Source organism: Shewanella aquimarina, assembly GCF_023349185.1.
Classification (GTDB): Bacteria; Pseudomonadota; Gammaproteobacteria; order Enterobacterales; family Shewanellaceae; genus Shewanella; species Shewanella aquimarina.
In genome coordinates this window covers 249,748-275,929 of record NZ_JAKIKY010000001.1, presented here as the reverse complement: position 1 = coordinate 275,929, position 26,182 = coordinate 249,748, and the positions used below count along the sequence as shown (strand labels likewise).

The 26,182-nt window shown below is 55.5% G+C and carries 24 protein-coding genes; 12 read left to right on the top strand and 12 right to left on the bottom strand.

Annotation, left to right across the window (positions count from 1 at the left end; translation table 11 throughout):
• Positions 1-177 precede the first annotated feature (177 nt).
• Positions 178-795, top strand: coding sequence for an NAD(P)H-dependent oxidoreductase (locus L2731_RS01110; protein ID WP_249251481.1), 618 nt, complete (start codon positions 178-180; stop codon positions 793-795).
• Between the two features lie 5 nt (positions 796-800).
• Positions 801-2,762 (top strand): monovalent cation:proton antiporter-2 (CPA2) family protein, encoded by a 1,962-nt coding sequence (locus L2731_RS01105; RefSeq protein WP_249251479.1) that lies wholly within the window; start codon positions 801-803, stop codon positions 2,760-2,762.
• Here L2731_RS01105 and L2731_RS01100 read toward each other — a convergent pair.
• Positions 2,752-3,615: an RluA family pseudouridine synthase gene (locus L2731_RS01100; protein WP_249251477.1), complete on the bottom strand. Its 864-nt coding sequence runs from the start codon at positions 3,613-3,615 to the stop codon at positions 2,752-2,754. The two genes, L2731_RS01105 and L2731_RS01100, sit on opposite strands and share 11 nt — an antisense overlap.
• Positions 3,616-3,788: 173 nt before the next feature.
• On the opposite strand from L2731_RS01100, the gene L2731_RS01095 reads away from it, so the two are divergent.
• From L2731_RS01095 to L2731_RS01070, 6 genes are all read left to right on the top strand, one after another.
• Positions 3,789-4,667 (top strand): type 2 periplasmic-binding domain-containing protein, encoded by an 879-nt coding sequence (locus L2731_RS01095; protein WP_249251475.1) that lies wholly within the window; start codon positions 3,789-3,791, stop codon positions 4,665-4,667.
• A gap of 90 nt (positions 4,668-4,757) precedes the next feature.
• Positions 4,758-5,663, top strand: a complete 906-nt coding sequence (locus tag L2731_RS01090; protein ID WP_239851439.1) for a GGDEF domain-containing protein — start codon at positions 4,758-4,760, stop codon at positions 5,661-5,663.
• A 232-nt stretch (positions 5,664-5,895) separates the two neighbouring features.
• Positions 5,896-7,650 carry a phospho-sugar mutase gene (locus L2731_RS01085; protein WP_239851438.1) on the top strand — a complete coding sequence of 585 codons (1,755 nt, stop codon included), beginning with the start codon at positions 5,896-5,898 and terminating at the stop codon, positions 7,648-7,650.
• A gap of 162 nt (positions 7,651-7,812) precedes the next feature.
• Complete coding sequence (locus L2731_RS01080) at positions 7,813-8,232, top strand: VOC family protein (protein ID WP_249251473.1); 420 nt, start codon at positions 7,813-7,815, stop codon at positions 8,230-8,232.
• A gap of 130 nt (positions 8,233-8,362) precedes the next feature.
• On the top strand, positions 8,363-8,821 hold the full coding sequence (locus L2731_RS01075) for a GyrI-like domain-containing protein (protein WP_249251471.1): 459 nt from the start codon (positions 8,363-8,365) through the stop codon (positions 8,819-8,821).
• A 100-nt stretch (positions 8,822-8,921) separates the two neighbouring features.
• Complete coding sequence (locus L2731_RS01070) at positions 8,922-9,608, top strand: helix-turn-helix transcriptional regulator (RefSeq protein WP_249251470.1); 687 nt, start codon at positions 8,922-8,924, stop codon at positions 9,606-9,608.
• 24 nt (positions 9,609-9,632) lie between these two features.
• Here L2731_RS01070 and L2731_RS01065 read toward each other — a convergent pair whose 3' ends face one another.
• The 4 genes from L2731_RS01065 to L2731_RS01050 form a co-directional block, all read right to left on the bottom strand.
• On the bottom strand, positions 9,633-9,944 hold the full coding sequence (locus L2731_RS01065; RefSeq protein WP_249251469.1) for an NIPSNAP family protein: 312 nt from the start codon (positions 9,942-9,944) through the stop codon (positions 9,633-9,635).
• Between the two features lie 12 nt (positions 9,945-9,956).
• On the bottom strand, positions 9,957-10,259 hold the full coding sequence (locus tag L2731_RS01060; protein WP_249251638.1) for an AzlD domain-containing protein: 303 nt from the start codon (positions 10,257-10,259) through the stop codon (positions 9,957-9,959).
• Positions 10,259-10,945: an AzlC family ABC transporter permease gene (locus L2731_RS01055; protein WP_249251637.1), complete on the bottom strand. Its 687-nt coding sequence runs from the start codon at positions 10,943-10,945 to the stop codon at positions 10,259-10,261. The genes L2731_RS01060 and L2731_RS01055 overlap by 1 nt, the downstream gene beginning before the upstream one ends.
• Before the next feature lie 197 nt (positions 10,946-11,142).
• Positions 11,143-12,009: an AraC family transcriptional regulator gene (locus tag L2731_RS01050; protein ID WP_249251467.1), complete on the bottom strand. Its 867-nt coding sequence runs from the start codon at positions 12,007-12,009 to the stop codon at positions 11,143-11,145.
• Positions 12,010-12,164: 155 nt separating this feature from the next.
• Here L2731_RS01050 and L2731_RS01045 point away from each other — a divergent pair, with 155 nt between their 5' ends.
• Positions 12,165-12,572, top strand: coding sequence for a thiol-disulfide oxidoreductase DCC family protein (locus tag L2731_RS01045; protein WP_249251465.1), 408 nt, complete (start codon positions 12,165-12,167; stop codon positions 12,570-12,572).
• 54 nt (positions 12,573-12,626) lie between these two features.
• On the opposite strand, the gene panP is transcribed toward L2731_RS01045, so the two are convergent.
• The 4 genes from panP to L2731_RS01025 all read right to left on the bottom strand — a co-directional run bounded on the left by panP (position 12,627) and on the right by L2731_RS01025 (position 18,425).
• The gene (gene panP / locus L2731_RS01040; protein ID WP_249251463.1) at positions 12,627-14,267 is read right to left on the bottom strand and encodes a pyridoxal-dependent aspartate 1-decarboxylase PanP; all 1,641 of its coding nucleotides are present in this window, start codon (positions 14,265-14,267) and stop codon (positions 12,627-12,629) included.
• Between the two features lie 306 nt (positions 14,268-14,573).
• Complete coding sequence (locus L2731_RS01035; RefSeq protein WP_249251461.1) at positions 14,574-15,719, bottom strand: glycerate kinase; 1,146 nt, start codon at positions 15,717-15,719, stop codon at positions 14,574-14,576.
• A 268-nt stretch (positions 15,720-15,987) separates the two neighbouring features.
• Positions 15,988-17,346: a GntP family permease gene (locus L2731_RS01030; RefSeq protein ID WP_249251456.1), complete on the bottom strand. Its 1,359-nt coding sequence runs from the start codon at positions 17,344-17,346 to the stop codon at positions 15,988-15,990.
• A gap of 275 nt (positions 17,347-17,621) precedes the next feature.
• Positions 17,622-18,425 (bottom strand): gamma-glutamyl-gamma-aminobutyrate hydrolase family protein, encoded by an 804-nt coding sequence (locus L2731_RS01025; RefSeq protein WP_249251455.1) that lies wholly within the window; start codon positions 18,423-18,425, stop codon positions 17,622-17,624.
• A gap of 417 nt (positions 18,426-18,842) precedes the next feature.
• Here L2731_RS01025 and L2731_RS01020 point away from each other — a divergent pair, with 417 nt between their 5' ends.
• A complete protein-coding gene (locus L2731_RS01020; RefSeq protein ID WP_249251454.1) occupies positions 18,843-19,232 on the top strand; it encodes a universal stress protein in 390 nt (129 codons plus the stop codon).
• 326 nt (positions 19,233-19,558) lie between these two features.
• Here the strand turns inward: L2731_RS01020 and L2731_RS01015 are convergent, their stop codons facing one another.
• Together L2731_RS01015 and L2731_RS01010 are read right to left on the bottom strand one after the other, a co-directional pair.
• On the bottom strand, positions 19,559-20,350 hold the full coding sequence (locus L2731_RS01015; RefSeq protein ID WP_249251451.1) for a DUF4344 domain-containing metallopeptidase: 792 nt from the start codon (positions 20,348-20,350) through the stop codon (positions 19,559-19,561).
• A 322-nt stretch (positions 20,351-20,672) separates the two neighbouring features.
• The gene (locus L2731_RS01010) at positions 20,673-21,569 is read right to left on the bottom strand and encodes a LysR family transcriptional regulator (RefSeq protein WP_249251449.1); all 897 of its coding nucleotides are present in this window, start codon (positions 21,567-21,569) and stop codon (positions 20,673-20,675) included.
• Positions 21,570-21,753: 184 nt separating this feature from the next.
• On the opposite strand from L2731_RS01010, the gene L2731_RS01005 reads away from it, so the two are divergent.
• Both L2731_RS01005 and L2731_RS01000 read left to right on the top strand, forming a co-directional pair.
• Positions 21,754-22,725 (top strand): TDT family transporter, encoded by a 972-nt coding sequence (locus tag L2731_RS01005; RefSeq protein ID WP_249251448.1) that lies wholly within the window; start codon positions 21,754-21,756, stop codon positions 22,723-22,725.
• 343 nt (positions 22,726-23,068) lie between these two features.
• Positions 23,069-24,748: an RluA family pseudouridine synthase gene (locus L2731_RS01000; protein WP_249251447.1), complete on the top strand. Its 1,680-nt coding sequence runs from the start codon at positions 23,069-23,071 to the stop codon at positions 24,746-24,748.
• A gap of 22 nt (positions 24,749-24,770) precedes the next feature.
• Here the strand turns inward: L2731_RS01000 and L2731_RS00995 are convergent, their stop codons facing one another.
• Positions 24,771-25,934, bottom strand: a complete 1,164-nt coding sequence (locus tag L2731_RS00995) for a sugar diacid recognition domain-containing protein (protein ID WP_249251445.1) — start codon at positions 25,932-25,934, stop codon at positions 24,771-24,773.
• Positions 25,935-26,182 lie beyond the last annotated feature (248 nt).

The following is a 26,182-nucleotide window of genomic DNA, read 5'->3' as shown; positions in this document are numbered from 1 at the left end:
CTGGGCGCGCAACTGATATCGAGGGTAAATTGCCAGAACCTTAGGTGACAGCGCTTGAAGAACAAGGTCTTAGGCGCTATTTTAGTGAGGACAGTTGATACCTTCATCGAGGCTCAACGGCTCCTAAACCAAGCGCCCGGTGTTCGCCTGACGCATCACCTTAGAGAATGGATCCTCATGTCAGAGCAACAACAAGCCGTACTCCTGTTATTGGCGCATCCTTCCCAACATAGATCCGAAGTTAATCTGCCCCTGTTTGAATTGGCCAAGACGATACCGGGTGTCACCACTGTGGATCTCTATGGCGAGTATCCCGAATTTGATATCGATATCGAACGCGAGCAGCAGCGCCTGCTGGCCCATGATGTGGTGATCTTTCAGTTTCCCCTCTACTGGTATTCCACGCCCGCCATCCTAAAGGAGTGGCAAGACCTAGTGCTGGAATATGGCTTTGCCTATGGCACGGATGGCAATGCACTCAAGGGTAAGCGCTTCTTCTGCGCCATCACGGCAGGGGGCAAGGAGGAGGCCTATCAGGCAGAGGGCTATAATCATTTCACCCTGAGACAACTGCTGGCGCCGCTGGAGCAGACCGCCAGCCTCACCGGTATGCGTTATCTGCCGCCGTTCGCCCTGTTTGGTGCCCGCACCGCCGTCGAGGATGGCCTGATGGCGCTGCACCTCAAGGAGTGGCGTGAGCTCTTGACCGCACTGGTTGCGGGTAAGCTCAATCGCCGTCTGGCTGCCAAGCTTGAGAAGCTAAACGGCCATCTGGATCAGATCATCACGGGGTAAGCGCCATGACCAACTATTTCCTGCAAGCCTTTATCTATCTGGTCGCCGCGGTGATCGCCGTGCCCCTGGCCAGGCGTTTTGGCCTGGGTTCGGTGCTTGGCTATCTGATCGCCGGGGTTGTGATAGGGCCTGTGATCGGCCTGGTGGGAGAGGAGACCTCAGTCATTCAGCACTTTGCCGAGTTCGGTGTGGTGATGATGCTGTTTGTGGTGGGACTCGAGCTCGAACCTAAGATGCTGTGGGCCATGCGGAACCGCCTGATGGGGCTGGGCGGGCTGCAGTTACTGCTGACCACGGGCGCTGTGATGGCCATCGCCCTCTATTTCGGTCAGCAGTCGAGTATCGCCTTCACCATAGGCCTTATCTTCGCTCTGTCGTCGACGGCGATCGTGCTACAGACCTTTAATGAGAAGGGGCTCAGTCGCACCGATGGTGGCCGCAACGCCTTCTCGGTGCTGCTGTTTCAGGATATCGCTGTGATTCCAATGCTGGCCTTTATTCCGCTGTTGGCACTGCCCGAGCTGGTGGAACAGGCGCAGCAGGCGGCCACCCAGATGGCGGCGCAGCATGAGGAGATGAGCCTAGTTGCCGACCTGCCGCCCTGGGCCTATGCCATGGTGATGGTGGCGGCCATCGGCATATTAGTCGTTGGCGGTCACTACCTTAGCCGCCCCCTGTTTCGTTTCGTGGCCTCATCCGGGGTGAGGGAGATCTTTACCGCCACCGCCCTGATGTTGGTGATCGGCATCGCGGCGCTGATGAGCCTGGTGGGGCTGTCACCTGCGCTGGGAACCTTTCTCGCGGGCGTGGTGCTGGCCAACAGTGAGTTTCGCCATGAGCTGGAGTCAAATATCGATCCCTTCAAGGGGCTGCTGCTGGGGCTCTTCTTTATCACCGTCGGTGCCGGCATCGACTTTGGCATTCTGTGGCAGGATCTCGGCCTCATCCTGGGACTGACTCTGGGGATCATAGTGCTGAAGGCCCTGGTACTCTTGCTGCTCACCCCTGTGTTTAAGATAGGGCAGAGTGACCGCTGGCTGTTTGCCCTGAGCCTGGCCCAGGCCGGGGAGTTCGGTTTCGTGCTGCTCAGTTTCACCGTGCAAAACCATGTGTTGCCTGGTGAGCTGGCACAGCTGCTTTCACTGGTGGTCGCCCTGAGTATGATGCTGACTCCCGGCCTATTTATCCTGTTTGAACGTGTGATAGAGCCGAGATATTGCACCAGCGAGGCCGAGCGCGAGGCTGATAACATCGACGAGCACGGCAGCGTGATCATCGCCGGTGTCGGCCGTTTTGGTCAGGTGGTCAATCGCCTGCTCAGCGCCAACGGTATCAAGACGGTCGTGCTGGACCATCAGATTAGCCAGGTGGATATGCTGCGCCGCATCAATGTGAAGAGCTATTTTGGCGATGCGACCCGCCCGGATCTGCTGCATACGGCGGGGATAGAGGAGGCTGCCTTGTTGGTGGTCGCCATGGATAACCGAGACAGCGCGGTGGAGCTGGTGAAGTATGTGAAGCACACCTACCCCAAGGTGAAGGTGCTCGCCCGGGCGTTCGACCGCGGTCATGCCTATCTGCTGCGAGACGCCGGCGCCGACTTTATCCAGAAGGAGACCTTGTTGTCGGCGCTGGAGCTGGGCGCCGATGCCATGAAGTGTTTGGGATTTCATCCCTTCCATGTGGAGCAGCAGAAGAACACCTTCAAGCGTATAGAGAAGCGCAGCTCCGACACGCTCTATGGCGCCTGGAAAGATGACAGCAGTGGCGAGCGGTTCGATAACAACTATCGCAAGCTGTTTATCGAGCTGGAGGAGACCATCAAGGCCGCCATGGCGCGGGATCGCAACGACAAGTATGCCATGAGCGAGCGGGGCTGGACGCCGCCGCCCAAGGGGTATGACGAGTTGCTCGATGGCGAGGAGCCGCAGCCGTTACGTCCGCCAGAAGAAGAGATTAAGCCTTAAGGGCGGAAAGACTCGGCTGCAGCGCCTCTGGCAGCTCGACATGCACAGGCTGCTTGTCTAGGGGGCAGGTGAAATCCAGGAAGCAGGCGGTGAGCTGCAGGTTAGGATCGCTTTCTTGCGCATCGCCATGTTGTCTGTCGCCCACCACGGGAAAGCCAATGCTGGCCATATGGATGCGGATCTGATGCTTGCGGCCGGTCTCTATCTTGACCTGGACCAGGGACATATCCAGCGCGCCATCATACGCCACTAAGCTGGCGTGGGAGCGGGCCGCCTTGCCATCCACCTGGGTGTCTATGGTCTGAGTTTGCTTGGGAAACTTGCCCTTAACGATCACCCGGTACTGTTTGTCCAGCTGGCGCTGCTCAAATTGCGCCGCCAGCGCCGCCGTGGTGGTCTTGCTATGGCCAATGAGCACCAGGCCGGTAGCGGCCCTGTCCAGTCGATGTATGATAAAGGCGGGGCGCTGGGGTGTGAGGTGAGTCTCCACGTAGCGGTTGATGGTGGTGTGATCGCTCCATTTGGAGCCCTGACACAACATGGCGTAGGGCTTATACCAGATGCTGTATTCGCCCTTATCCAGAATAAGCTGGGCATCTTCCACCTGCTGGGCCAGCACCTTGGGGTTGTAGTAGAGGTGGAGTTGATCCCCGATCTTTAACGGCTTCTTGGCCCGGCGCAGTCGTTGGGTGTATTTGCCTCGGGTGAGCCACACCGCCCCCTTGGCCATCGCCTGCTTGATCTCCTGCTTGGAGAGAGCACTCGCCTCGGCCAATAGGGTGCAGGAGTCATTCTGCGTCTGGCTGACCTTGAGGTGATGTTCGACTGGGTGTAGTTTGGGGTCTAGAGGCATGCTGAACTCATCATTTGCGCATTGGAGAGCGCTCGGGTGAAAAACCACGCCAGTTTACACTATTTTGTCTCCTTGTCGTCGGCAGCTGCTTATCGGCAAGGGAATTAATCTCATCATAGTTGACCGCCCCTTGGCTGCTATACTCAAGCAAGGTGGCATCAGGGAGGAGCAAGATGCAGCAATTTAGCCTGATGAGGTGGATGACACTGCTCATAAGCCTGTGCATTACCCTTTGTATCAGCATGGCTGCACGGGCCGAGGTGACAGAGATACGCTACAACCTGTCGACCCATTTTGTCGATCCCAAACAGAGTTATTATATCGACCTGCTGCGCCTGGCGATGGAGAAGAGCCAAGATCAATATGGTGACTACCGCCTGCTGCCGGTGGAGATGGAGATGCCCCAGGGGCGCACCATCAAGCTGGTGGAGCAGGCCAAGCTTGATGTGGTGTGGACCATGACCAGCATGGAGCGTGAGCGCCAGCTGCGCGCGGTTTATTTCCCTCTGCTCAAGGGGTTAATGGGTCACCGTATCGCCATCATACGTACAGAGGATGCGGCGCGTTTTGCCAACATCACCACCATAGAGCAGCTCGGCGCTATCCCTGTGGGGCAGGGCAGCGACTGGCCAGACAGCGATATTTTGCAGCGTCAGGGTTTTACCCTGGTTCGCGGCGCGGCCCATAATTTGTTGACCATGCTGGAGAAACGCCGTTTCGATTATTTCCTGCGGGCACTGCATGAGCCCTGGGATGAGGTCAGTGATAGGCCTGCGCTCATGGTCGATACCCACTTCGTTGTCATCTATCCCGCGCCACTCTATTTCTTTGTCAGTCCTGACAATCCGGCACTAGCGGAGCGGATCGAATATGGCCTGCGCGCGGCCTTGCTCGATGGCAGTTTCGACGAGCTTTTTTATCATCATGCCATCACAGAAGGTATGCTTGGCCGGGCCAAGCTCGCCGAGCGGCGAGTCTTTCGCTTGGATAATCCATTTTTGTCACAGACAAGTAAGAATTTGCTCAGCGAATCGGCATTATGGTTCGATTGAGCATGTTGAATTGTCTGGCAATTGTTGCCAAATTGGCGTCAAATAAGGCCGAGAATAGCGTTAGTCTGACGGCCTCTATGGGGAGGGGGTATGATCGCAAATGAGCAGATGGTTGCCGTGCTTGAGGCAATGCCGGATCCCGCATTTATTCTGTCCTGTAGCGGCAAGTATGTGGCCGTCTTCGGTGGCAGCGATGCCCGCTATTATCACGATGGTCGCGGGCTGATTGGCAGCTACCTACATGAAGTGATCAAACCCGCTAAGGCCGCCTGGTTTCTGCAAACTATAGACAGGGCCCTTTCGAGCCGCCATCTGCTGATTGAAGAGTATGAGCTAAGCAACAAGGATGTGAAGGGGCTCCCCGATGAAGGCCCTGTGGAGCCCATCTGGTTTGAGGGGCGGATCCAGGCGCTGGACTTTCGCGTCGACGGCGAGGAGGTGGTGCTCTGGGTCGCCAGCAATATCTCCAAACGTCATGAACTTGAGCTTAAGCTCAGAGAGCTGAGCGACACGGATCAGCTCACCGGGTTGTTTAATCGTCGCCGTCTCGAGCGAGACTTTGCCCTGCATTTCGATAACTTCAGCGAGCAGGGGATGCCGACGACTATCCTGATGTTAGATATTGATAATCTCAAACAGGTCAACGACACGAAAGGGCACCAAAAGGGGGATGAGAACATCCTGGCGGTTGCCGAGATCTGCCGCAGTGAGTTTCGCCGAACCGACTATGCCTATCGATTCGGTGGCGATGAATTTGTGGTGGTCTTGCCCGGTCTGCTGCCGACTCAGGCGATGGCCATGGTCGAGGCGCTGCATCAGAGCTTCAATCGCGCCTTATCTGCCCTGGCGGAGGATGGGCTACTGGCCACCATCAGCCTGGGGATGACAGGGATCAAGGCGGGCGATACCTCTTACCAAGATACTTTAAGGCGAGCCGATATGGCCCTGTATCAGGCTAAAGACCAGGGTAAGAATCAGCTGAGATATATCCCTTAGTCTTTCGGTAAGGCGTTTTACCTCCTCTATCGACGCGCTCATTCTGGCGCTGGCGACCATCTATGGGGAGGCTCCCTCTTTGATAGCTAATTAGCGCTAGAAACAGGTCACCTCAATTGGGGCATCCGGGTGTTTCTTCTATAGTTTATATAATGAATCTTTAATGCAAATTTACTTGTTTAGCCCGACAGGCAGCCATACTGTTAAGGGAAACAGGTGCAGCGGAGGCATTATGCAAACACAGATACAGGCAAGGATTAAACATTGGTTGAGTCTCGACAGCGACGCCAAGAGTCGCGACGAGATCCAGGCCTTGGTAGATCAAGGTGCGCAGGAGGAGCTGGCGGCGAGGTTCGCCGGACGTCTCACATTCGGCACTGCGGGCATTCGCGGCGTGGTGGGCGCAGGTCCCATGCGGATGAACCGTCTGGTGGTGCAGCAGACCTCCAAGGGGGTCGCCGAATACCTCAAGGCTCAGGTGGAAAATGCAGTGAGTCGCGGCGTTGTCATCGGCTACGATGGCCGTCACGACTCCAAGCAGTTTGCCGAAGATGCCGCCAGCGTGCTCACCGCCGCGGGCTTCAAGGTGTTTCTTACCAGCAAGGTGGCGCCGACCCCTCTGGTGGCCTTCGGCGTTCTGCATCTGGGGGCGGCGGCCGGCATAGTGGTGACCGCCAGTCACAACCCGCCGCAGTACAATGGCTATAAGGTTTACTGGGGTAATGGCGCGCAGATCATTCCGCCCCATGATACTGGCATCGCGGCCCGTATTGAGCTGGCGGCCAACTCGCCGGTGGATATGTTGCCGCTGGAAACGGCACTGGAGACTGGTAAGCTGGTAATGCTCGAGGAGGATTACTATCAGGCCTATCGTCAGGGCGTGTTAAACGCAGAGGTGCTGCAAAGCCCCGCCCGTCCCGAGTTGGTGAGCCTGGCCTATACCGCCATGCATGGGGTCGGCGCAGAGATGGCCGAGACCCTGCTGAAGGATATCGGGGTCACACAGGTCTATTCGGTCGCGGCCCAGCGTGAGCCTGATGGTGACTTTCCTACGGTGAACTTCCCTAATCCCGAAGAGGCAGGCGCCATGGATCTGGTGATGGCCGAGGCGCATTGGCACGGTGCCATGTTGGCCTGTGCCAACGACCCCGATGCCGACCGTTTTGCGGTAGCGGTGCGTAAACCCGGCGCTAGGCCAGAGATGCCCTCCACCGAGGCCTACCAAATGCTTACAGGTGATCAGGTGGGCGTCTTGCTGGGCCACTACCTGCTCTCCCACGCCAGTGATGATCAGCGACTGCTCTGCTGCACTATCGTCTCCTCCAGCCTGCTGACCCGCATCAGTGAGGCGTGTGGCGCCCAGTGCGAGACCACACTCACAGGCTTTAAATGGCTGACCAATGTGGGCATGAGCAAACAGACTCAGGAGAACCGCTTCCTGTTCGCCTACGAAGAGGCGCTCGGCTACACGGTCGGCAGCATGGTATGGGATAAGGATGGCCTCTCAGCCTTGGTCGCCTTCGTGCAGCTCACTGCTGAGCTGGCTGCCAAGGGGGAGACTCTGTGGGACAGGCTAGAGAGCATCTATCGTCAATATGGCTATTATCTCAACCGTCAGGTGAGTATCGCCCTCAGCGGTGAGCCAGGTGCGCCTACCATAGGCGAGCAGCTAAGGGCGCTCAACCCAAGTGAGATTGCCGGTAGGGCCCTGGTGTCTGTGGATGATATCAGCCTAGGCGTGCGCCGTTTTGCCGATGGCCGCGAAGAGACGATCGACCTGCCTCGCAGCGACGTGCTCATCTATCGCCTCGAGGGCAATGCCAGGGTGATCGTACGCCCATCGGGCACAGAGCCTAAGGTGAAGTGTTACTACGAAGTGGTCGAGCCCTTTGGCGAGGATGAGGGAATGGATGCGGTGCAGCGCCGCGCCGAGGCGACCATGGAAGATTTCGTCAGCCGTCATCAAGCGGGCTTGCCGAAGGCATGAGGTGCTTTACTTAGGCTCACTGGTAACTACCAAATGGTTTTTATCGGCTTGCCCCCCTACTGACACTAGGCTGTCAGTAGGGGGGCGTTAAGCTCCTCTTATTGACGAATGAGGGAGACGCTCAGGGTTGAGCGTCGCATTCGGCCAATTAAGGAGAGCAAGATGCAAGAGCAGCAAGTGTTACACCAGGCACCTTTACAGCAGGCACCTTTAGTCTGGGGCGAGATCGCCGTCGAGGACATGGCGCGGGCCAAGGCCTTCTACCAGACTCATTTTGGGGTGAGTTTTCGTGATGAAAACATGTTTGGCATGCAGATGGCCATCTTAGAGACAGAGGCTAAGGATGCGGCCAGCATCGCACTAGTGAAACATGATATGATGCGCCCGAGTGGAGCCGGCAGCATTCTTTACCTTCATCTTAGCGATCATCTCGCGCCTTTGGTGTCAAAGTTAGCGCAAGACGGTGTCGAGATCCCTGTGCCAGCCATGGCCATCAAGGAGGGGGAGTGCGGCTATAGCTGCGTCATTGTTGACAGTGAAGGCAATCGCGTCGGCCTCTGGGCACCTAATTTGAACGGCTAATTTGAACGGCTAATTTGAACGGCTAGCCTGAACGACTAGTTTGGATGCTCAGGCGCAGTATGCAGTGATGGCTTGAGCACCGATGCCTAGCGAGCTAAATAGGCTAAGGCAAACAACAGAAGGAATTGAGATGAAGACGATAAACCTCGCCCCCAAGTCACTGGTCGGCATGAGTGTTCGTACCAACAATGGAGCCGAGACTGAAGCGGCGACGCAAAAAATCGCCCCCCTCTGGCAGGCTTTCATGGGGCAGTATGGCGAGCAGATCTTCGGTAAGTTGCCTGTGTATGGGGTCTATTACGACTATGCCAGCGACATGGATGGCGACTATAGCCTGATGACGGCGGTCGAGGCGGGCACCATAGAGCATGACGACAAGTTAACGCCACTCACCTTAGAGGGCGGTAACTACCTATGTTTCAGTGCCACGGGAGAGATGCCCCAGGCGGTGATCTCACTCTGGCAGCAGATCTGGGCCTATTTTCAGCGCCCCGATTGCCCCTATCGTCGCCAGTACCTGACCGATTTTGAGTGCTACGCCCAGCCTGACAGCGTCGATATCTATATCGGCGTCCACGTCGAAGTTTAGGTAGGTAGAGGTCTAGCCAAAGTCTAGTTAAGCCTGGATGTAGCAACATCCAGTCATAATCACCACGGGCCGTCCAAGGGGCGGCCAATTCAGGTAAGTCATGCGCCGCGCCGATCGCCTATTTCAAATCGTACAAATTCTCAGACACAGACGCCTCACCACGGCTAAGCAGCTGGCGGAGCGACTCGAGGTCTCTAGCCGCACCATCTACCGGGATATTCAGGATCTCTGCCTGTCGGGAATCCCCATCGAAGGCGAGGCCGGCGTCGGCTATCTGCTGCGCCAGGAGGTGAATGTACCGCCGCTGATGTTTAACGAGCAGGAGCTGGAGGCGATACAGGTGGGGATGCGTATGGTGCAGGCTCAGGGTGGCCACGAGCTGGCCAGCGCTGCCAAGCAGGCGATGATCAAGGTCGAGGCCGTGTTGCCCGAGCGACTCAAGGCCTATCAATCCTTGATGTTTGCCCCCGACTTTTACAGTGATGGGCAGCTGTTCTCCTTTCTCGACCTGCTGCGCAGGACGGCCAGGGAGCGAGAATATATTCTATTGAGCTATCAAGACGTGAAGCAGAACGCTAGCGAGCGCCAGGTTCGCCCCCTCGCGCTTTATTACTGGCAAGGAGTCTGGACACTACTTGCTTGGTGCGAGCTGCGCGGTGATTTTCGTAATTTCCGCATCGATCGAATGTCGGGCGTGCTGCCGCTCGCCAGCCATTTCCCCCACGCGCCGGGCCAGGAGATGCCCGACTATATAGCCATGATGCAGGAGCAACATGGCGAGTGTTAGCGGTCTTTCCATCGGTATCTTAAATTATTCCGGCAGCAGCGGGCGCATGAAGCTGCGTTCATAGCGGCGGATAAACTTGTGCTGCTTGGCGTACTCGAAGGCCGCGATACATTCTTTATCATGCACTGAGGCCTCGCGGTATTGCTCGTAGCTGGCCAGCAATGGAAAGCTAAATAGCGCCAGCGCGACATCGTTGGCCCCCTCGCTAGGTAGGAAGTAGCCGTGATGTTGCCCGCCAAACTTGGCCACCAAAGGTAGCCAGAGTTTGGCATAGTGCTCAAACATATCCAGCTTATCCGGGTCGATGATGTATTTCACGTGACAGGTTACCGCCATCTTAATCACTCCTTAATGTATGACGAAAAACAGTGCCATACTCACCAGCACGGTCAGCAGTGTGTTGCGGGTAAAGTAGGCCAGCAATACGGCTACTAAACCGCAGATGAGGTAGCTGTTATCGAGAGCTATCGCCAGCTGCTGGTCGTGCACGAAGACGATGGGGGCGGCGATGGCCGTTAGTACTGCGGGCGCCGAATACCCGAGAAACTGCAGAGTATTCTTACTCAGACGTAGGGGCAGTCTGGGTTCGAGAAACAGATAACGGCTGAGAAAGATCACCGCCGTCATGGCGAGCAGGGTTATCCAGATCATCACACTTGTCTCCCATTTTCGTCGCTGAACTTAGCATAAAATTGGCCACAGGCCATGGCAGTAAGCGAGGCGATAAGCAGTCCCGCCTGCAGCTCCATCAGGGCGCACACCACACTGATCACTATGGCTACCAGTACAGATACCAAGACAGAGGGGCGTTTCACCGCTGGCACCACAATGGCAATGAAGGTGGCGGCGATGGCGAAATCCAGCCCCAAGGCGTCCAGATTCTCTATCTTATGGCCCAGGGTTATCCCCAGAGCCGTGGCCAGGTTCCACCCCAGATAGAAGCTAAAGCCGCCGCCGAAGGCGAACCAGGGATCCAGGCTGCGCTGTTTGCCCAGATTGGCGATGGCAAACAGCTCGTCGGTGAGCAGAAAGCCCAGGGTGAGTCGCCACTTAAGTGGCAGCGGACTGATCTGCGGGCGCATCGCCATGCCGTAAAGCAGGTGGCGTGAGGTGATTAGTAAGGTGGTGATTAAGATGCTGACCAGGCCAATCCCTGCCTTGATCATCCCAAGCGCCACTAGCTGCGCCGCACCGGCGAAGACCAGAGCTGACATGGCCTGACTCTCCAGGGGCGTGAGCCCAGCATCGATGGCGAAGGAGCCAGCGAGTATGCCCCAGGGGACGACCGCTAGGGTTAAGGGGGATATGGCCAGCGCCCCCTTAAGGGCGGCGCGCATCGGCCCAGTGCCTGGTGAGCTACTCTGGGTGTCTTGAGGTGTAGGGCCGTTGGCGCCAGTCTGAGCTTCCTGAGTCATCTTGTGTCTACATACCTGTGTCTATATACCTGTGTCTGGGTGCCTGTTTTTTTATGAGCGTGTGTCTAGGTGCTAATGTCTTGATGCTTATCTATAGGTGCTAGAGAGATAACTCGACCTTACAAGAAATGGGTTCGCCTGGCTTGTACATTATTGCGCTCAACTTCTTTAGCGTATTGACCGGGAGTGACTCCCAGGGCACGCTTAAAGTGGCGATTTAGGTGGCTCTGATCGTGAAAGCCACAGGCCAGCGCCACCTCCAGCAGCTTGCATCCCTGGCGGATCATCTGTTTAGCCAATCGAATTCGCCCCTGGATCTGGTAGGCGTGGGGCGGCAGGCCATACTGGCGCTGGAACTGCTTGATCAGATAGAAGGGGCTGAGCCCCGCCAGCTTGGCCAGGGCATCGAGGGAGACATCGGCGGTGGGCATATCATCCAGAAACTGCTTTACCAGTGCCAGCTGAGCAGTTGGCCGCAGCGACTTCTCGACCGGGCGGCTGGCGCCATGGCGGGACATCAGGCGCGCCAGGCTGGTGTAGATAAGACTCTCACGTAGCAGGGCATTATCAGAGCGACTTAATGTGTCGAAGGTGAGGCGTAGCAGCTCAGCCAGCGGCTTGTCGTGTACCACAGGCTCAGGAAAATAGGGCGCGTCGCCAGCCTTACCGCCTAGCTCATCGTGGACTCTGGCAAATTGCTGCGGCAGGGGATACATGGCGCGATAGGACCAGCCAAAATCTGTGGCCGAGCGGCCGTTATGCACCTCGTCGGCGTTCACCAATATGATGCTGTGCTGCGGCGCCGTGTGATCGCCGCCGTTGCGATAGAAACGCTGGGCGCCGGTTTCGATAACGCCCACCGTATAGCCCTCGTGACAGTGGCGCGAGAAGTTTTGCTGATGGTAACTTGCATCCAGTAGCTCTATGCCGCCCAGCTCATCGGCTAGGCTGAAGTGTGCCTGTTCTTTACTGCTGTGCTTGTTCATAGGATTGCTGCTGTGAGCGCGATATATGTCTGATGTTGGCGAGTCGATAGGCTCATCTTAGCCTAAAACTCGCAGCGGCTTTTGTACAAAATTGTCATCCGCTATCGCCGATGCTATGGTCGAGCTTCATACGAGGTGGAGAACAAGTGCAACCCATGACGCGACAAGCCCCCGTGGTGATCTTCGACGGTAGCTGTAATCTGTGTCACGGCGCGGTGCGATTTATCATTAGGCGTGACAGACGCCGGCAATTTAAGTTTGCCTCGGTTCAGAGTGAGACGGCCCAGCGGCTATTGGCCGCGCAGGGTATCTTGGTGGATCTTGAGGATCTTAGCAGCTTCTATCTGCTGGATGAGACAGGCGTGTCGGCTAAGAGCGAGGCGGCATTAGCGGTGGCCAGTCGACTCGATGGCCTCTGGCCCTTGTTGAAGCTATTGAGGTGGCTGCCCCGCTCCTTAAGAGACTGGGTTTACAATCAGGTTGCCAATCGGCGTTATCGCCTCTTTGGCCGAAGAGCCTGCGCCCTGCCAGAGGATATCGACAGGGACAGGTTTATCGAGTGAGCGTTCTCGATTGCACTTTCTCGAGTGCACTTTCTAGATTGAGCTATTGAAAAACTAGAGGGCCAGCAGCTTAGGTAGGAAGCGGGTATCCAGCTTGGCGATCTCGCGTTGCTCATCCAGCACCTGCTGCAATATCTCTTTGCTGGTCAATGGATTGGCAAGAACCACCCTGAATACCACAGAGGTCTGCTCCAGGTTGTTTGCCGGAATGATACGGGTACGAGAGACGAAGGATTTCCCCTGTTCGCGTTGCCGCTTCTGGATAAATTTGGTCAGGCCATCCAGCAGGGTATTGATCTCACTCACCCGCGCCGCGTCATTCGCCGCTATCGCCTCATTGAGCTGCGACTGTACCTTGGCCGGTACATAGCGATAGGTCAGCAGGCAGAGTTCTGGCCTTGAGGCCAGCTGAAAATCGTCCTGGGCGGCGATAAGCTCGCCAAAATAGCGCGCCTTCTCCAGGCTGTTGTTGATTAAGATCTCGTAGCCGTCGCGGCCAATCACCTGCAGGCAGGCATGTACCAGCATGGCCATGCCCGGGCGCGATCCCTCCAGCGTCTGACTACCCAAATCTTTCGAGCCCTTACGCAGAATATATTCGGCGTGGTGTTTGATGGCGTTGGCAAATTCCGGGTCTTTAAATAGCACCATGCCGGCGCCCATGGGCACATACATCTGCTTGTGGGCATCGATAGTGACCGAATCGGCGCGCTCTATGCCGGCTAACAGGTGGCGATACTTGTTAGACAGCAGGCTGGCACCACCCCAGGCGGCGTCCACATGGAAGTGACACCCCAGTTGCTCGGCGAGATCCGCAAGTTCTTTCAGTGGGTCGATATTACCGGTTTCGGTTGTCCCGGCGACACCGACTATAGCCATCACCTTGATGTTCTGCGCTTCAAGCCGCTCGGCCGCCTCGCGCATCTTGGCCACATCCACCTTGTTATCTGCCGCGCAGGGCACGCTCACTATGTTGTCGCGGCCTATGCCTAATAGATCGGCGGCTTTGCCGAGGGAGTAGTGGCCGCGCGTCGAGACCAAGATAGCCAGATCATCATAGCCATAGTGGCGCAGTGCGCGCATCAGGCCAGATTGGGCCACGCCCTTGAAGTCGCCATCGGGTTTTAATAGACGGTTGCGGGCGATCCACAGCGCCGTGATGTTGGCGACCGTGCCGCCGGAACAGAAGGCGCCCAGGGAGTGGCTGGCGCTGTGCATCCAGCTTTCATAGAAGGGCTCGTTTTGACCGTAGACCATGTGGTGCATCATCCCCAGCACCTGACGCTCCAGCGGCGTGAAGGCCTTGGAGGTCTCTATCTTCACCAGGTTCTGGTTGAGCCCCACCATCATCTTCGACAGTGGCAGCACGAAATAGGGCAGCGCCGAGGTCATGTGACCGATAAAGCTGGGCGCAGAGGTGTGCACGCTGTGGGCGATAAGCGTCTGCATCATCTGCTCGGCATAGTCGGAGACGAAGCTGGGAGCCGCTGGGATCTGATAGGCCTGAAAATCTTTTTCGATCTCGCTCAGTGGCTTCTCGACGGCGACGATATTCTCTTTGAGGAAGCCCATCAGGTTTTCCGACAGGTTTTTCTCTATCTTACCCAGCGTCGAATTCGGTGCTTCGGGCAGAGTGAAAATACGCATCAAGGCCTCTTCAGAGGCGGTCGCTTGTCGTGTCTGTTTTGATGTCATCGAGGCGCGTCGCTTAACTTGTGTCTGTTTTGAAATAGAAAAAACAGGCGATCGAAAAAGGGAGCTAACTTTACTGTAAGCTTTATACCGCATCAAGGGGAAAAGTGAAATGGCTGGCGGGCAGGGCGTAAAGCCGTCAGCCCGAACGGAAACAGCCTTGAGCCTAATTGGAAACAGCCTTGAGCCAAATTTGAAATGGCCTTGAGCAAAATCGGCACAGCCTTGAGCCGGATGGGATATTTAACAAGAGCGTAAACCGCCCTGAGTCGAGAGAGTCTCAGGGCGTTTGGGGTTTAATTAAGGTGGCTAACGTCCCAGTCTATACAGACGGGCGACATTGACCGCGCAGCTATAGAGGTTATGGCTGGCGCTGGCCAGCACCTCCTCGAGCGGCAAGGCCCTGGGGGTCACGGAAAACAGGGCGTCTATACCGTGGTTCAGCAGCACATTTGCATCCTCGCTGACGCAGCCGGCGATGGCGATCACTGGTATCCCCTGCTTGTTGGCCTCCCGGGTAACGCCCATGGGGGTCTTGCCATGCAAGGTCTGGCTGTCGAGGCGGCCTTCGCCCGTGATGACGAGATCCGCCCCCTTAAGATGTTCGCTCAGCCTGACCGTCTCCATGACGATATCTATGCCGGGCCTGAGCTTGGCGCCCAGATAGGTCAGCATCGCAAAGCCCATACCGCCGGCGGCCCCGGCGCCAGGCATGTCGCGGCACTCCTTTAGGCCAGCAGAGCTGGTGACATCGGCGAAGTGACTCAACGCCTTATCCAGTCTGGCAACCATGATCTCATCGGCGCCTTTCTGTGGCCCGAAGATGGCCGAGGCCCCCTTGTCGCCACACAGTGGATTATCTACATCGCAGGCGACCTCAATTGCTACCTGGGCAAGCCGTGGATGCAGCTCGCCGATATCGACGCTGGTGAGGTGCTCAAGCGCCGCGCCGCCAGGTCTTAGGGGCTTGCCGTTATTGTCCAGTAGGTGCGCGCCCAGGGCTTGTAGCATGCCGGCGCCGCCGTCGTTGGTGGCGCTGCCGCCAAGGCCGAGGATCAGATGGTTGACGCCACTGTTGAGGGCATGACAGATAAGCTCGCCCGTGCCATAGCTGGTGGTGACTAAAGGGTCACGTAAGAGACTCGGCACATGGTGCAGCCCAGAGGCCGAGGCCATCTCAATCACCGCGGTGCGCTGCCCTGGCGCCTCCTGACCCAGCAGGCCATAGTGGGCATCCACCTGACTACCCAGGGGACCGGTGACCTTAAGCTCGACTAATTTGCCGCCGGTGGCATCCACCATAGATTGCACCGTGCCTTCGCCGCCGTCGGCGACCGGCAACTTGATATATTCGGCGTCGGGAAGCACCTCACAAAACCCCCGGGCTATCTCGGTGGCGACTTCCATGGCGCTCAAACTTTCTTTATATGAATCGGGCGCGATGACTATTTTCATGCAGGCTTCCTGTGTGAAGAGGGGTTAATACCAATCGTAGTAAATAACTGATCATTCTAGCTTGTTAAAACGTCCGATAACGGCGTCATTATTTTTGATTGTAGAATAGCTACTTATCGAAAAATCCTGTCTTGTTCTCGAATGTTTTTCCTGCGCTATCTCTGCTCACTTACTTACCGTGATTGGTATAGTGTTTTACAAAATCTGAAAAAAATCAGCTGGGTTGTCCGGCGCCCAGGCTTTGCCCGTTGGCGCCGGTCTGATTAGCTTAGAGTAGGACGAGACTCAGCAGGTAGACAAGGATCATGGCGGTCACACCTTGGATTAGGGTCGCCATGGTTTGGGCCTTGTAGGCCTGCTTCACGCTCATGCGGCTAAACTGAGTCACCACCCAGAAGAAGCTGTCGTTGGCGTGTGAGACTGTCATGGCGCCGGCGCCAATGGCCATCACGGTCAGCACACGGCCCATGTCGCTGGCAAGGCCGATATCGCCCAACATGGGGGCGACCAGAGCGGAGGTGGCCACCAGGGCAACGGTCGATGAGCCCTGGGCCGATTTCAGCGCCGCGGCGACGATAAAGGGCATGAAGATACCTATGCCTAGCGCCGAGAGCGAGCTGCCGAGGAAGTTGCCAATCTCAGTGGCCTTGAGCACGGCGCCGAAGGCACCGCCGGCACCCGTGATCAGCAAGATAGGCGCGGCGACAACTAGGCCGTGGCTGATGCGCTCGCTGAACTCTTTGATCTTATTCTGACTCTTGAGCAGGCTCAGTGACAGGAATAGACCTATCATCAGGGCGTTTACCGGTTGACCCAGGAAGGCCAGGGTATCGAACAGGGCACCATCACCCAGTGGCTGTGAGGGGAACTTGGCAATGGAGCCCAGGCAGATGAGCAAGATTGGCACGAAGATAGGAGCAAACGCCTTGGCCGGGCTGGGTAACTCGCCGTAGGCGGCCTTGAGGTTTTCAAAATCTTCTACATTGCTCTTTAGCTCTTCGGCACCTTCACCGTCGGGCTCGACATGAGCAAAGCGGTTGGCCCATAACATGCCTGCCAGGGCGGCGACGGCCGCGACGAAGATGCCCACGCCTATGACCAGCCCGAGGTTAGATTCCAGCCCTAGGTTACCGGCGGCGGCAATTGGGCCGGGCGTCGGCGGCACGAAGGTGTGGGTAGCGTAAAGGCCAGTAGCCAGGGCGACACTCATGGAGACGCTGGAGACCTTCATGCGATTGGCCATGGACTGCTTGAGCGAGTTGAGGATCACGAAGCCAGAATCACAAAATACCGGGATAGAGACCAGATAGCCGATGATCGACATTGTCAGGGTTGGGAAGCGTTTCCCCAGCAGCTTTATCACCACATCGGCCATGGTGATGGCCGCGCCGCTCTTCTCCAATATGGTACCTATGATGGTACCCAGCACGATAACCAGGCCGATATAGCCTAAGATACCGCCGAATCCGGAGGTGATGGTTTTGGCCACATCGGCGCTGGGTAGCCCGTAGGCAAAGGCGGCGATGAAAGAGGCGAGAATGAGGGTTAGGAAGGGGTGAAGCTTAAATTTGGATGTCGCGATAACGATGAAGGCTATCACGGCGATCAAGATCAGTACTAGGCTCATAGGGTGTCCCTGTATTGGGTTATATTTGTTGGCTATATTTGTTGGCTATAGTTGTTGGTTTGATCTAGCGGTGACCCGTTAACTCGCTCCTGGCGCGGGAGCAAAGGGTTTTCAGGCTGGCACTATTATCCGGAGAATAGGACAATCTGGCTTCGTGCTAGCCTCCTAATATTTTGCTTATGCAGAACCGATATTTGTGCGCTTGCACTAATATCGGTTGAGGGGTAGGAATAAAGTCGGTCTAGATCACAAAATGACCGACTGGGCTTGTTCGATTAGGCGGTTAATTTGTCATCGTTGGCCGATTGCCAACAGGCCTCGCCGCGACAGGCGCTACCGAAGGCTTGAAATAGTTTGATGGAGTCTGGGTTGTCGTTGGCTTGCCATTCGGGATGCCACTGTACGCCGAGGATAAACTGGCCATAGTCTGGGCCATGTATCGCCTCGATAAGGCCATCCTCGCCATAGGCGAGGGCCTCTAGCCCCTTGCCAAGGGTACAGATCCCCTGGCCGTGGAGGGAGTTGACCATTGTCTTGTCACCAATCAGCTTGGCCAGCCAGCTACCGGGTACCGTCTCGATGGCGTGTCTCGGCCCATATTGAACATGGTTGGGGGTTTGTGGATCTTCGCGGTGATCATCGAAACCGGGCTCGCTGTAGACCTTCTGATACAGGGTGCCGCCCAGGGCAATGTTAAGCTCCTGCATGCCACGGCAGATACCCAGTATGGGTAACTTGCGCTTGAGGGCACCCTCGATAACGGCGAGATCGACTATGTCTCGGTTTACATCCTGACTCTTTTCCGGAGTGAGGTTGTCCTGACCATAGAGGCTGGGCTCGATATTGGAACCCGCGCCCGAGAGATAAACCCCGTCGACCATGTCCAGGTAGCGGTCCACATCTTCCACACCGAAACAGGTGGGCATCAGCAGTGGGACGGCCCCGGCGATCTCCACAATGGGCTGCATATACTTGTGGGTCATCACCTGGTAGGGATGCTGGTTCCTGTCTTGCTGGCCCATGGTCATCAAGATGAGAGGCTTGGATTTCTTAGCACTTGTTGTCTGTGTTATAGGCATAGATCACCCGTTTGGTCGCGTTGTCTGTCACCCGATGCGTGACGTCTGTGTAGCCTCATGTGGCCGCTACTGGCCCTAGCTATCGCCTTTCTTAAGGATAGCAAAATGTGCAAAAGCACATTTGTTGACCACCAGTCTGCCAATCAGTGTTCGTTATGTCAAACGGTTTGGGCGTAATTAATTACACCTTTAGGGAGGTTGGAGGAGTTGGAATTTTTACCGCTTGGCGCAATTAGTGGGGCCATATAGGTATGCTGGGGTGATACCTAGGTTTGAGTGGGACCTAGGCTTGAGTGTGGGTGATACTTTGGCCTGAGTGAGAGCTTGGCCAGAGAGGGTTAGCCTGTGGTTCAAGCGGCTAGGTGTGACGCTGCTAGACTTAAGGTAATCATTTATCCTTTAACAAGGAGAGCCGTTATGAGTTACAAGCATATCTTGGTTGCGGTCGATCTGTCTGAGTCTAGCCAATCCGTGATAGACAAGGCCGTTTCACTGGCGAAAGCTGGTAATAGCAAGGTTTCATTTGTCTTCGTCGATGTCGACAGCGTGGCGATCACCCCACAGGAAGAAATTGAACTGCAGGAGAAGTTGCAAATTTTAGCAACCCTAAGTGATTACCCCATCGCTGAAACCTTAGTGGTGATAGGCGACCTGCATATGAAACTGGCGGGGATTGCCAAGGAACACAATATCGATCTGCTGGTTTGCGGCCACCATCATAAGTTCTCAAGTAACCTGTTTTCCTCTTTGCCCAAGGTGGCCAATGCCGTCGAGGCCGATCTTCTAGTGGTGTATCTAGATCACTAGCCCTGGTCTGTTTAACGGGGTGGGCTTTTTCGTCTGTGCGGCGATTTTTTGCAAACACTTTTTTGGCACGGCGAGTAGAGCAAAGCTTCGGGCCTACAGTCCATACTCATGGATATAGAACTGTCAGTTAAGCTGGGATGTTATTCGAACACATCCCAGTGGGTTCTCCTGTAAGGGAACAGCCATTGCTGTTTTGGTAAGTTGTTGTTTTATATCGGCTTGTGTACCTTTTGGTGCGATCGGGGTAGGCGCAAGAAACAACCATTAACTTCCAAGGTCCACGGGCTAACTATCTTAGATCTGTTTCTTTGAGGCTTGCTCGTTTGTTACTGTCGGGGCGTATCGGTTTTGTTATCCGAGATATAAGTATTTAGTATGGTGAGCCAGCTCTGTGAGATGGCAGCATACTCCTCGATGCATAACTCGGCCCTCTCTTCCCCCAGCAATCCTTCTTTCACTATGACAGTATATTTGTCAGGATCACTGCCGTATATGTGACATAGGGTGCTGAAATATCTCTGATCGTCTAAGCTATGCTCATCCCAAAAGTCTTCATCTTCAAGGACGTCTCTGTCATCACTTTCTAGATCAAATAGATCGGCCGAACTTAGCGCAATTTCCTGACCATCATCGAAAAACTCGATCAGTAGTGTAGTCGCGAGTGCATCGGCGGCATCTTCCTCTTTTCCCAGCACTGGCAGCTGGTACATGTATATCAGGGCATGGGCCAACTCATGAAATATGGTATGTAGCAAGGCGTCTTCTGTGGCCTGCTCAGGAGTAACACCCGCCTTATCATAGTTTGCCTGCTCGAATCTGTGCCTAACCTCATCAATGAATGTGTAGGGAATCATGATGCTATTGCGCTGTGCATCAAACAGTGGACCATCATTTCCACCAAAGGAAATGATGACAGCTTGATTAAGCTTGAACTGTTCATTGATAAACAGCACCGCAGTGTCAACGGCCCCCGAGGCAATGAGTTCGTCTCTTACTGTCTTTTGCGTGATATCGCCAGGATGCTTGTACTCGAGGCGCGCACCAACCTCGCCGTAGGCAGAATTGGCCATGATGCAAGCACTCACGACAGCAAGCATTATAGATTTTATGATATTCACCTTTATTCCTTGTTAGGTAAAACGCCTAAATTGGCGCGCCGGAGGCGCGAATTTGTTTTACTTGTTGCACCTATACTTTGCACCTTTACTCGTGCATAAGCCTAGATAGTTTTTATACATTGACGCTATTATTTGAGATCTGTTAATTCAGTCATGCACTTCTCTGTGGCAGTTTGGGCACAAAGCGTGGCTTTCTAGCCACTTAGCTAGACCTGATTCCTTTAGTCTTGCGAAACCCGGCCTCACTCTGCCAGACAGCGACTTAGATCAAAACAACTCTCCCCAATAAATCTTAAAATTGGCGTGAGCCATTAGGCTACTGTTAATGCTCCCGCTCCCATTGATGACTGAAATCGATAAAGCTTCTCAGCAGCGGGCTGAGGTATTTCTCCTTGTGGACCAGCAACCAGAAGCGGCGGCTCATGTTTAGTGGCAGTTTGAGTACCTTGACTCGGCCGTCACGAATTGCTGGTTCGGCAGACAGACGTGACAGGCAAGCCAGGCCGAGGCCGGCCGAGACCGAGTTGATCAGGGCCTCTGTGTTATTGAGCTGGAAGGCTTCATGCCATTGCTGAAGCCTCGGGGCAATCAGGCGCAGAAAGAATTCCCGTGAGCCCGAGCCAGGCTCGCGCAGGATCCAGGGACTGGCTTCCAGTTCCCTTAGCGGGATCTCGACATTAGCCGGCAGGGGATGATTCGGTGGACAGATCACACACATCTCATCTGCGCTGAAAGGGGTTGTGTCGAGTTCCGGGTGTTGAATCTTTCCTTCGATTAGCGCGATATCCAGTTCGTAGTCGACAAGCTTGTCGCAGATCTCGGCCGAGTTGGAGATAAACAGGCTTTGCCGCTCATGCCCGGTGTGACGACGAAAGTCACTCAGAAGATAGGGGGCCACCTGATTGCCCAGGGTATCGCTGGCGCCGATACGAAGTTGGCCACAGAGTGCTTGTACATCGCTGAAGAGGTGTTCGATATCGCTGGCCCTGTTAAGGAGTTCATCGGCCAGGGGCTGTAGCTTGTGCCCCTCCTGATTGAGGATCAGGCGGTTGTTGACCCGATCGAACAGGTGGTGGCCGAGCTGCTTCTCCAGCTCAGCCAGCGCCATACTCACGGCGGCCTTAGAGAGATACAGGCTGTCCGCCGCCGCGGTTAGGGTCTTGTGTTGAGTGAGGGTGCTAAACACCTTCAGCTGTTTGAGTGAGATGTGACTGGCCATGGCTTGATGCTCGGGTGCTTATGTTTGGGGCTTATGTTTGGGCGTTAACGCTTAGGTATTAGCACTTAGGTATAAGTGCCTTTGCGTTTAGTTATTCTGAACGCTTGTTATAAATAATTAGATATAACGGAACAAAAGGCAAGCGTATTATTGCTGTAGAGAAACGAACCTGATTGAGATTGTTATGATTCAAAGAACGAAAAAGGCAGTAATGGGCGTACCCACACCTATGGCGGGCTTGGCGCTGGGCATCGCCAGTTTAGGCTGGTGCTGGGAAAACTTCGCCGAACTCAATGGTTATGGTCAGTGGGTTAGTGCAGGTATTGCCAGCGTTCTGCTCGCCATATTGACGATTAAGTTTTTCTTTCATAATCATCTGCTGAGACAGGACCTTGCCCATCCCGTGGTCGGCAGTGTCGTGCCGACATTTTCGATGGCGACCATGGTGGTATCCAACTCTCTGGGGCAATTTTATCCGCTAGCGGGCGATGGCCTGTGGTTAGCGGCTGTGGTATTACACATAGTCTTCCTGGTGAGCTTCATTTATCACAGGGCTAAGGATTTTGAGCTGCACCACATGGTACCCAGCTGGTTTGTGCCACCTGTTGGCATCATTGTTGCGGATGTCTCTTTTTCGGGCACGACAGTACTGGCTCCCATTGCACAGGGCGCGCTTATCTTCGGTATGCTGGCCTATGCGGTGATGCTGCCTTTGATGATCTATCGCTTGATGTTTACCCATGAGGTGCCGGATGCGGCAAAACCCACCATGGCCATTCTGGCGGCGCCGGCCAGTCTCTCGCTGGCAGGCTACCTAACGGTAACCGCCACGCCATCGCCTGTGACCATCGCCCTGCTGTTTGGTATCGCCGTGTTGATGACGGTCATTATCTACCTGGCGTTTTATAAACTCTTGAGACTGCCCTTTAGCCCTGGTTACGCGGCCTTTACCTTCCCCATGGTGATCGGCAGTACCGCACTGTTTAAGATGGCAAACTGGATGGCACTCGAGGGAATGCAGTCTCACTATGTACAGCAGGTGCGAAACCTGGCGGGACTCGAGCTCATGGTCGCGACTGTGGTGGTTTCTTATGTCGCACTGAAATATATCAATCACCTGGTGATACAGCCGCGCCTAGTGTCACAACCTGTTTAGTGTCACAGCCCGTTTAGCGTCACATACGGTTCGGTGGCACGGCTAGCTTAGTATGACGCCTGACTTAGTCTCACGGCTAACTTGGTCTCACATCTAACTTAGTATCACCTCATGACTGATAGATATTACTGAGTCGGCCTTGCCGGCAAGGACGCCATCGCCTGATCTATTGTCCACCGCCTTAGCATACAAACTAAGGCTTCTTAACTGGCCTATAGGGCAAAAAAAGAGCTTAGCGGCATGACTTCACCGCCGTGAGCGCGTAAAATCCCCGCTTTCAGAACGGGCCTCCCATCTTCATTGGGCCAGCCGATAGCCGTATTTACTCAAAATGTCAGACACCATGTATTCAGCCCAGCAATGTTTCACCCCCTTTAGCACCTCGGTCGAGGGCATCACGTTGCCTGAGCGGTTTACCTTTCCTTTCTATTATGAGCCCCACGAGCTGTGTGTGTTGGCGGCGAATGAATTGCAAATGCATCTCGAGCATCAAGGGGAGTGGCAACACAACTTCGGCCTGACGGGGCAGCGCGAGGGCGCCATAGGTAAGATGTTTGGCGTGTTGGTGGTGCAAAACCGCGAAGGCGAGCTTGGCTATCTTAAGGCCTTTTCCGGCAAATTAGCCGAGCAGAATCTACTGCCGGGCTTCGTGCCGCCTGTGTTCGACATGCTGACCCAGGATAGCTTCTTTCATGGCGAGCAGCAGGCCATCAATCGACTGACCGACAAGCTTGAGGCCTTACAGAATGCCCCAGCGCTGGTGACGCTAGAGGCTGAGCTTAAGGGACTCAACGGCGCCAAAGAGCAGGCCGTGGCCGCGCTGAGGGCAGAGATCATCGAGAATCGCAAGTCGCGCAAGGCCAGACGTCAGGCGGGGCAAGGGCTCGATGCCCAGGCCTTCGAGGTCCTGCAGCAACAGCTTGGCCGGGAGAGCGTGGCCGAGAAGCATAGACTCAGACAGCTAAATCTTGAGTGGGATGACCAGATCGCCGCGCGCGAGACCCGCCTGAGTGAGTTACGCGATGAGATTGAGGCCCTAAAACAGCAACGTGCCAGCCAGTCGAGCGCGTTGCAGCGTAGATTGTTTGCCCAGTATCAGTTCTTGAATCAGGCTGGCGAGATTAAGGATCTCAACAGCCTGTTTAGCGCCTCGCCCAAGGGGTTTCCACCTGCCGGAGCCGGGGAGTGCGCCGCCCCCAAACTGCTGCAGTTTGCCTTCGAAAACGGCCTTAAACCCATTGCCATGGCTGAATTCTGGTGGGGAGCCTCGCCCAAGTCCGAAGTGAAACAACACAAGCAGTTCTATGGTGCCTGCCATGGCAAGTGTGAGCCGATTTTGGCCCATATGCTGAGTGGTATGGCGCTGGATGACAACCCACTGCTTAACAATCCGGCCGAGGGTAAAGCGCTCTCCATCATATACCAGGATGAGGCGATCGCCGTGGTCAACAAGCCGGCGGAGTTTCTCTCTGTACCGGGCAAGCATGTGACCGACAGCGTTTATAGTCGCATGCGCCAGGCCTTTCCCAAGGCGACCGGGCCGCTGATTGTGCACCGGCTGGATATGTCCACCTCTGGTCTGATGGTGATAGCCCTGAGCAGTGAGGCCAACACCGCACTGGTGCAGCAGTTTATCGGCCGCACGGTGGAGAAGCGTTATCTTGCTAAGGTGGTCGGTGAGGTTCAGGGGGATGAGGGCGAGATCAAGCTGCCGCTGCGGGTGGATCTCGATGACAGGCCGCGTCAGCTGGTGTGTTTCGAGCATGGAAAACACGCCCATACCTATTGGGAGGTAAAATCCAGAGACGAGGGCAGCACCTTGCTGTCACTGTTTCCCAAGACGGGGCGTACCCATCAGCTCAGGGTGCACTGCGCCCATCAGGATGGCTTGGGTATGCCCATCATAGGGGACGATCTCTACGGGGCTAAGGCGAATCGCCTGCACCTGCACGCCCAGTATCTGGCCTTTAACCATCCCATCAGCGGCGAGCGGGTGAGCTTTAGTTGCGATCCCGACTTCTAGGCCTGTCTGCCACTGCCATCATTTAGCCTTGGTCATGGCCGCGGCTCAGCAGCACCTGACCCAGGTAGAGCTGTAACAGGCCATCGAGTTTGTGAATATCCACTTGAGTGATTTGCGCTATCTTATCCAGGCGATACCTTAGGGTATTGCGATGGATAAACAGTGCCTTGGCACAGGCCTGCTGATCGCCAAAATGTCCCAGATAGCTTGCCAGTGTCCTGCGCAGCAGGGCGTTTTTATCCTTGTCGATGAGGCGCTGAAAGGGCCTGAGCAGCTGCTCGCCGCGCCAGTCATGCTTGAGACCGGAGAGCATCACCAACAGGGCATGGTCTTCATAGAGGTATTTGCTTCGCTCGGGTTGCAGCTGCTGGCCGAAATTCAGGGTCTCCAGTGCCGTCTGATAGGAGCGGTTGATGTCCATGGTGTTGGGGAAGTAGTGCCCCAGGGCGATCTTCAGTCGGGCGCTCAGCTCACTAGGCAGACGCTTTAGCAGGCGGTCGATGCGCAGGCTCTCGGCCTCGGCGCTCCAGGCCTTGCCGTCGAGGAAGGCGGGTTTGAGGATCACCAGCTGCGTCATCGAAGTCATGGCGATCAGGTTGCCCCGGGAGGGGGTCTCCAGCAGGTGCAGCACAGTCTTGAGCTGAGAGTTGGCCAGCTCGTCACCTCCATCGTCGTTGATGCGCAGCACGGCCGCGACCCTGGGCAGCTCGAGATCGATATCCAGACGCTTGGCCCAGATCTTAAGGTGGTTGAGATCCCGTCCCTCGGGTTTTATCAGCTGCAGGATAAACTCCTCCTGCTGACGGGCACGCCACTGAGCTACATCCAGGGAGTTGGCCTGCTCGACGATCATCTCGGCGGTCATCTTCAACAGCTCACCGAAGGCCATCAGTTGTTCAGGCTCACCCGTGATGCCGATGACGCCGATGATCTCCCCTTGATAGTGCAGCGGCAGGTTGATGCCGGGCTTGACCCCCTGCAGGCTGGCTGCACTGGCGCTGTTGAGCGCGACGGTGCGGTTCTGGCTGATGGCCAGCAGGGCACCTTCGTGGGTGGAGCCGATACGGTGAGGCTCGCCGGAGCCGAGGATCACCCCCTGGCTGTTCATCACATTGATGTTGTGGCCGATGATCGCCATGGTGCGATCCACTATCTGCTGGGCGAGTTGATTGTCGAGAAAGTACAAGGCGCTGGGTCGGCAAAGGGTTGTGGCTTGAGCTTACGACAAAAGCCCGATGGGCAAAAGTCTTGGAGGACGCTTTTGCGAGATGGCGAATAATACCAATCAAAGTAAGTATGTGATCAGAAATAGCGTAGGAAAAATGCTTGAGAACAAAGCAGAATTTTTAGCTAAGTCGTTATTTTACAGTTGAAAATACTAATGCAGTTGGCGAGCGTTTTAACAAGCTAGCATGATCAATTATTTATTATGAT

Coding starts and splice junctions, on each gene's coding strand:
- L2731_RS01105 (WP_249251479.1), top strand. CDS start 801: ATGACCAACTATTTCCTGCAAGCCTTTATCTATCTGGTCGCCGCGGTG.
- L2731_RS01045 (WP_249251465.1), top strand. CDS start 12,165: ATGACGCGACAAGCCCCCGTGGTGATCTTCGACGGTAGCTGTAATCTG.
- L2731_RS01090 (WP_239851439.1), top strand. CDS start 4,758: ATGATCGCAAATGAGCAGATGGTTGCCGTGCTTGAGGCAATGCCGGAT.
- L2731_RS01030 (WP_249251456.1), bottom strand. CDS start 17,346: ATGAGCCTAGTACTGATCTTGATCGCCGTGATAGCCTTCATCGTTATC.
- L2731_RS01055 (WP_249251637.1), bottom strand. CDS start 10,945: ATGCGCGCCGCCCTTAAGGGGGCGCTGGCCATATCCCCCTTAACCCTA.
- L2731_RS01065 (WP_249251469.1), bottom strand. CDS start 9,944: ATGGCGGTAACCTGTCACGTGAAATACATCATCGACCCGGATAAGCTG.
- L2731_RS01110 (WP_249251481.1), top strand. CDS start 178: ATGTCAGAGCAACAACAAGCCGTACTCCTGTTATTGGCGCATCCTTCC.
- L2731_RS01080 (WP_249251473.1), top strand. CDS start 7,813: ATGCAAGAGCAGCAAGTGTTACACCAGGCACCTTTACAGCAGGCACCT.
- L2731_RS01060 (WP_249251638.1), bottom strand. CDS start 10,259: ATGATCTGGATAACCCTGCTCGCCATGACGGCGGTGATCTTTCTCAGC.
- L2731_RS01050 (WP_249251467.1), bottom strand. CDS start 12,009: ATGAACAAGCACAGCAGTAAAGAACAGGCACACTTCAGCCTAGCCGAT.
- L2731_RS01035 (WP_249251461.1), bottom strand. CDS start 15,719: ATGAAAATAGTCATCGCGCCCGATTCATATAAAGAAAGTTTGAGCGCC.
- L2731_RS01085 (WP_239851438.1), top strand. CDS start 5,896: ATGCAAACACAGATACAGGCAAGGATTAAACATTGGTTGAGTCTCGAC.
- L2731_RS01095 (WP_249251475.1), top strand. CDS start 3,789: ATGCAGCAATTTAGCCTGATGAGGTGGATGACACTGCTCATAAGCCTG.
- panP (WP_249251463.1), bottom strand. CDS start 14,267: ATGACATCAAAACAGACACGACAAGCGACCGCCTCTGAAGAGGCCTTG.
- L2731_RS01020 (WP_249251454.1), top strand. CDS start 18,843: ATGAGTTACAAGCATATCTTGGTTGCGGTCGATCTGTCTGAGTCTAGC.
- L2731_RS01010 (WP_249251449.1), bottom strand. CDS start 21,569: ATGGCCAGTCACATCTCACTCAAACAGCTGAAGGTGTTTAGCACCCTC.
- L2731_RS01025 (WP_249251455.1), bottom strand. CDS start 18,425: ATGCCTATAACACAGACAACAAGTGCTAAGAAATCCAAGCCTCTCATC.
- L2731_RS01100 (WP_249251477.1), bottom strand. CDS start 3,615: ATGCCTCTAGACCCCAAACTACACCCAGTCGAACATCACCTCAAGGTC.
- L2731_RS01005 (WP_249251448.1), top strand. CDS start 21,754: ATGATTCAAAGAACGAAAAAGGCAGTAATGGGCGTACCCACACCTATG.
- L2731_RS01000 (WP_249251447.1), top strand. CDS start 23,069: ATGTATTCAGCCCAGCAATGTTTCACCCCCTTTAGCACCTCGGTCGAG.
- L2731_RS01070 (WP_249251470.1), top strand. CDS start 8,922: ATGCGCCGCGCCGATCGCCTATTTCAAATCGTACAAATTCTCAGACAC.
- L2731_RS01075 (WP_249251471.1), top strand. CDS start 8,363: ATGAAGACGATAAACCTCGCCCCCAAGTCACTGGTCGGCATGAGTGTT.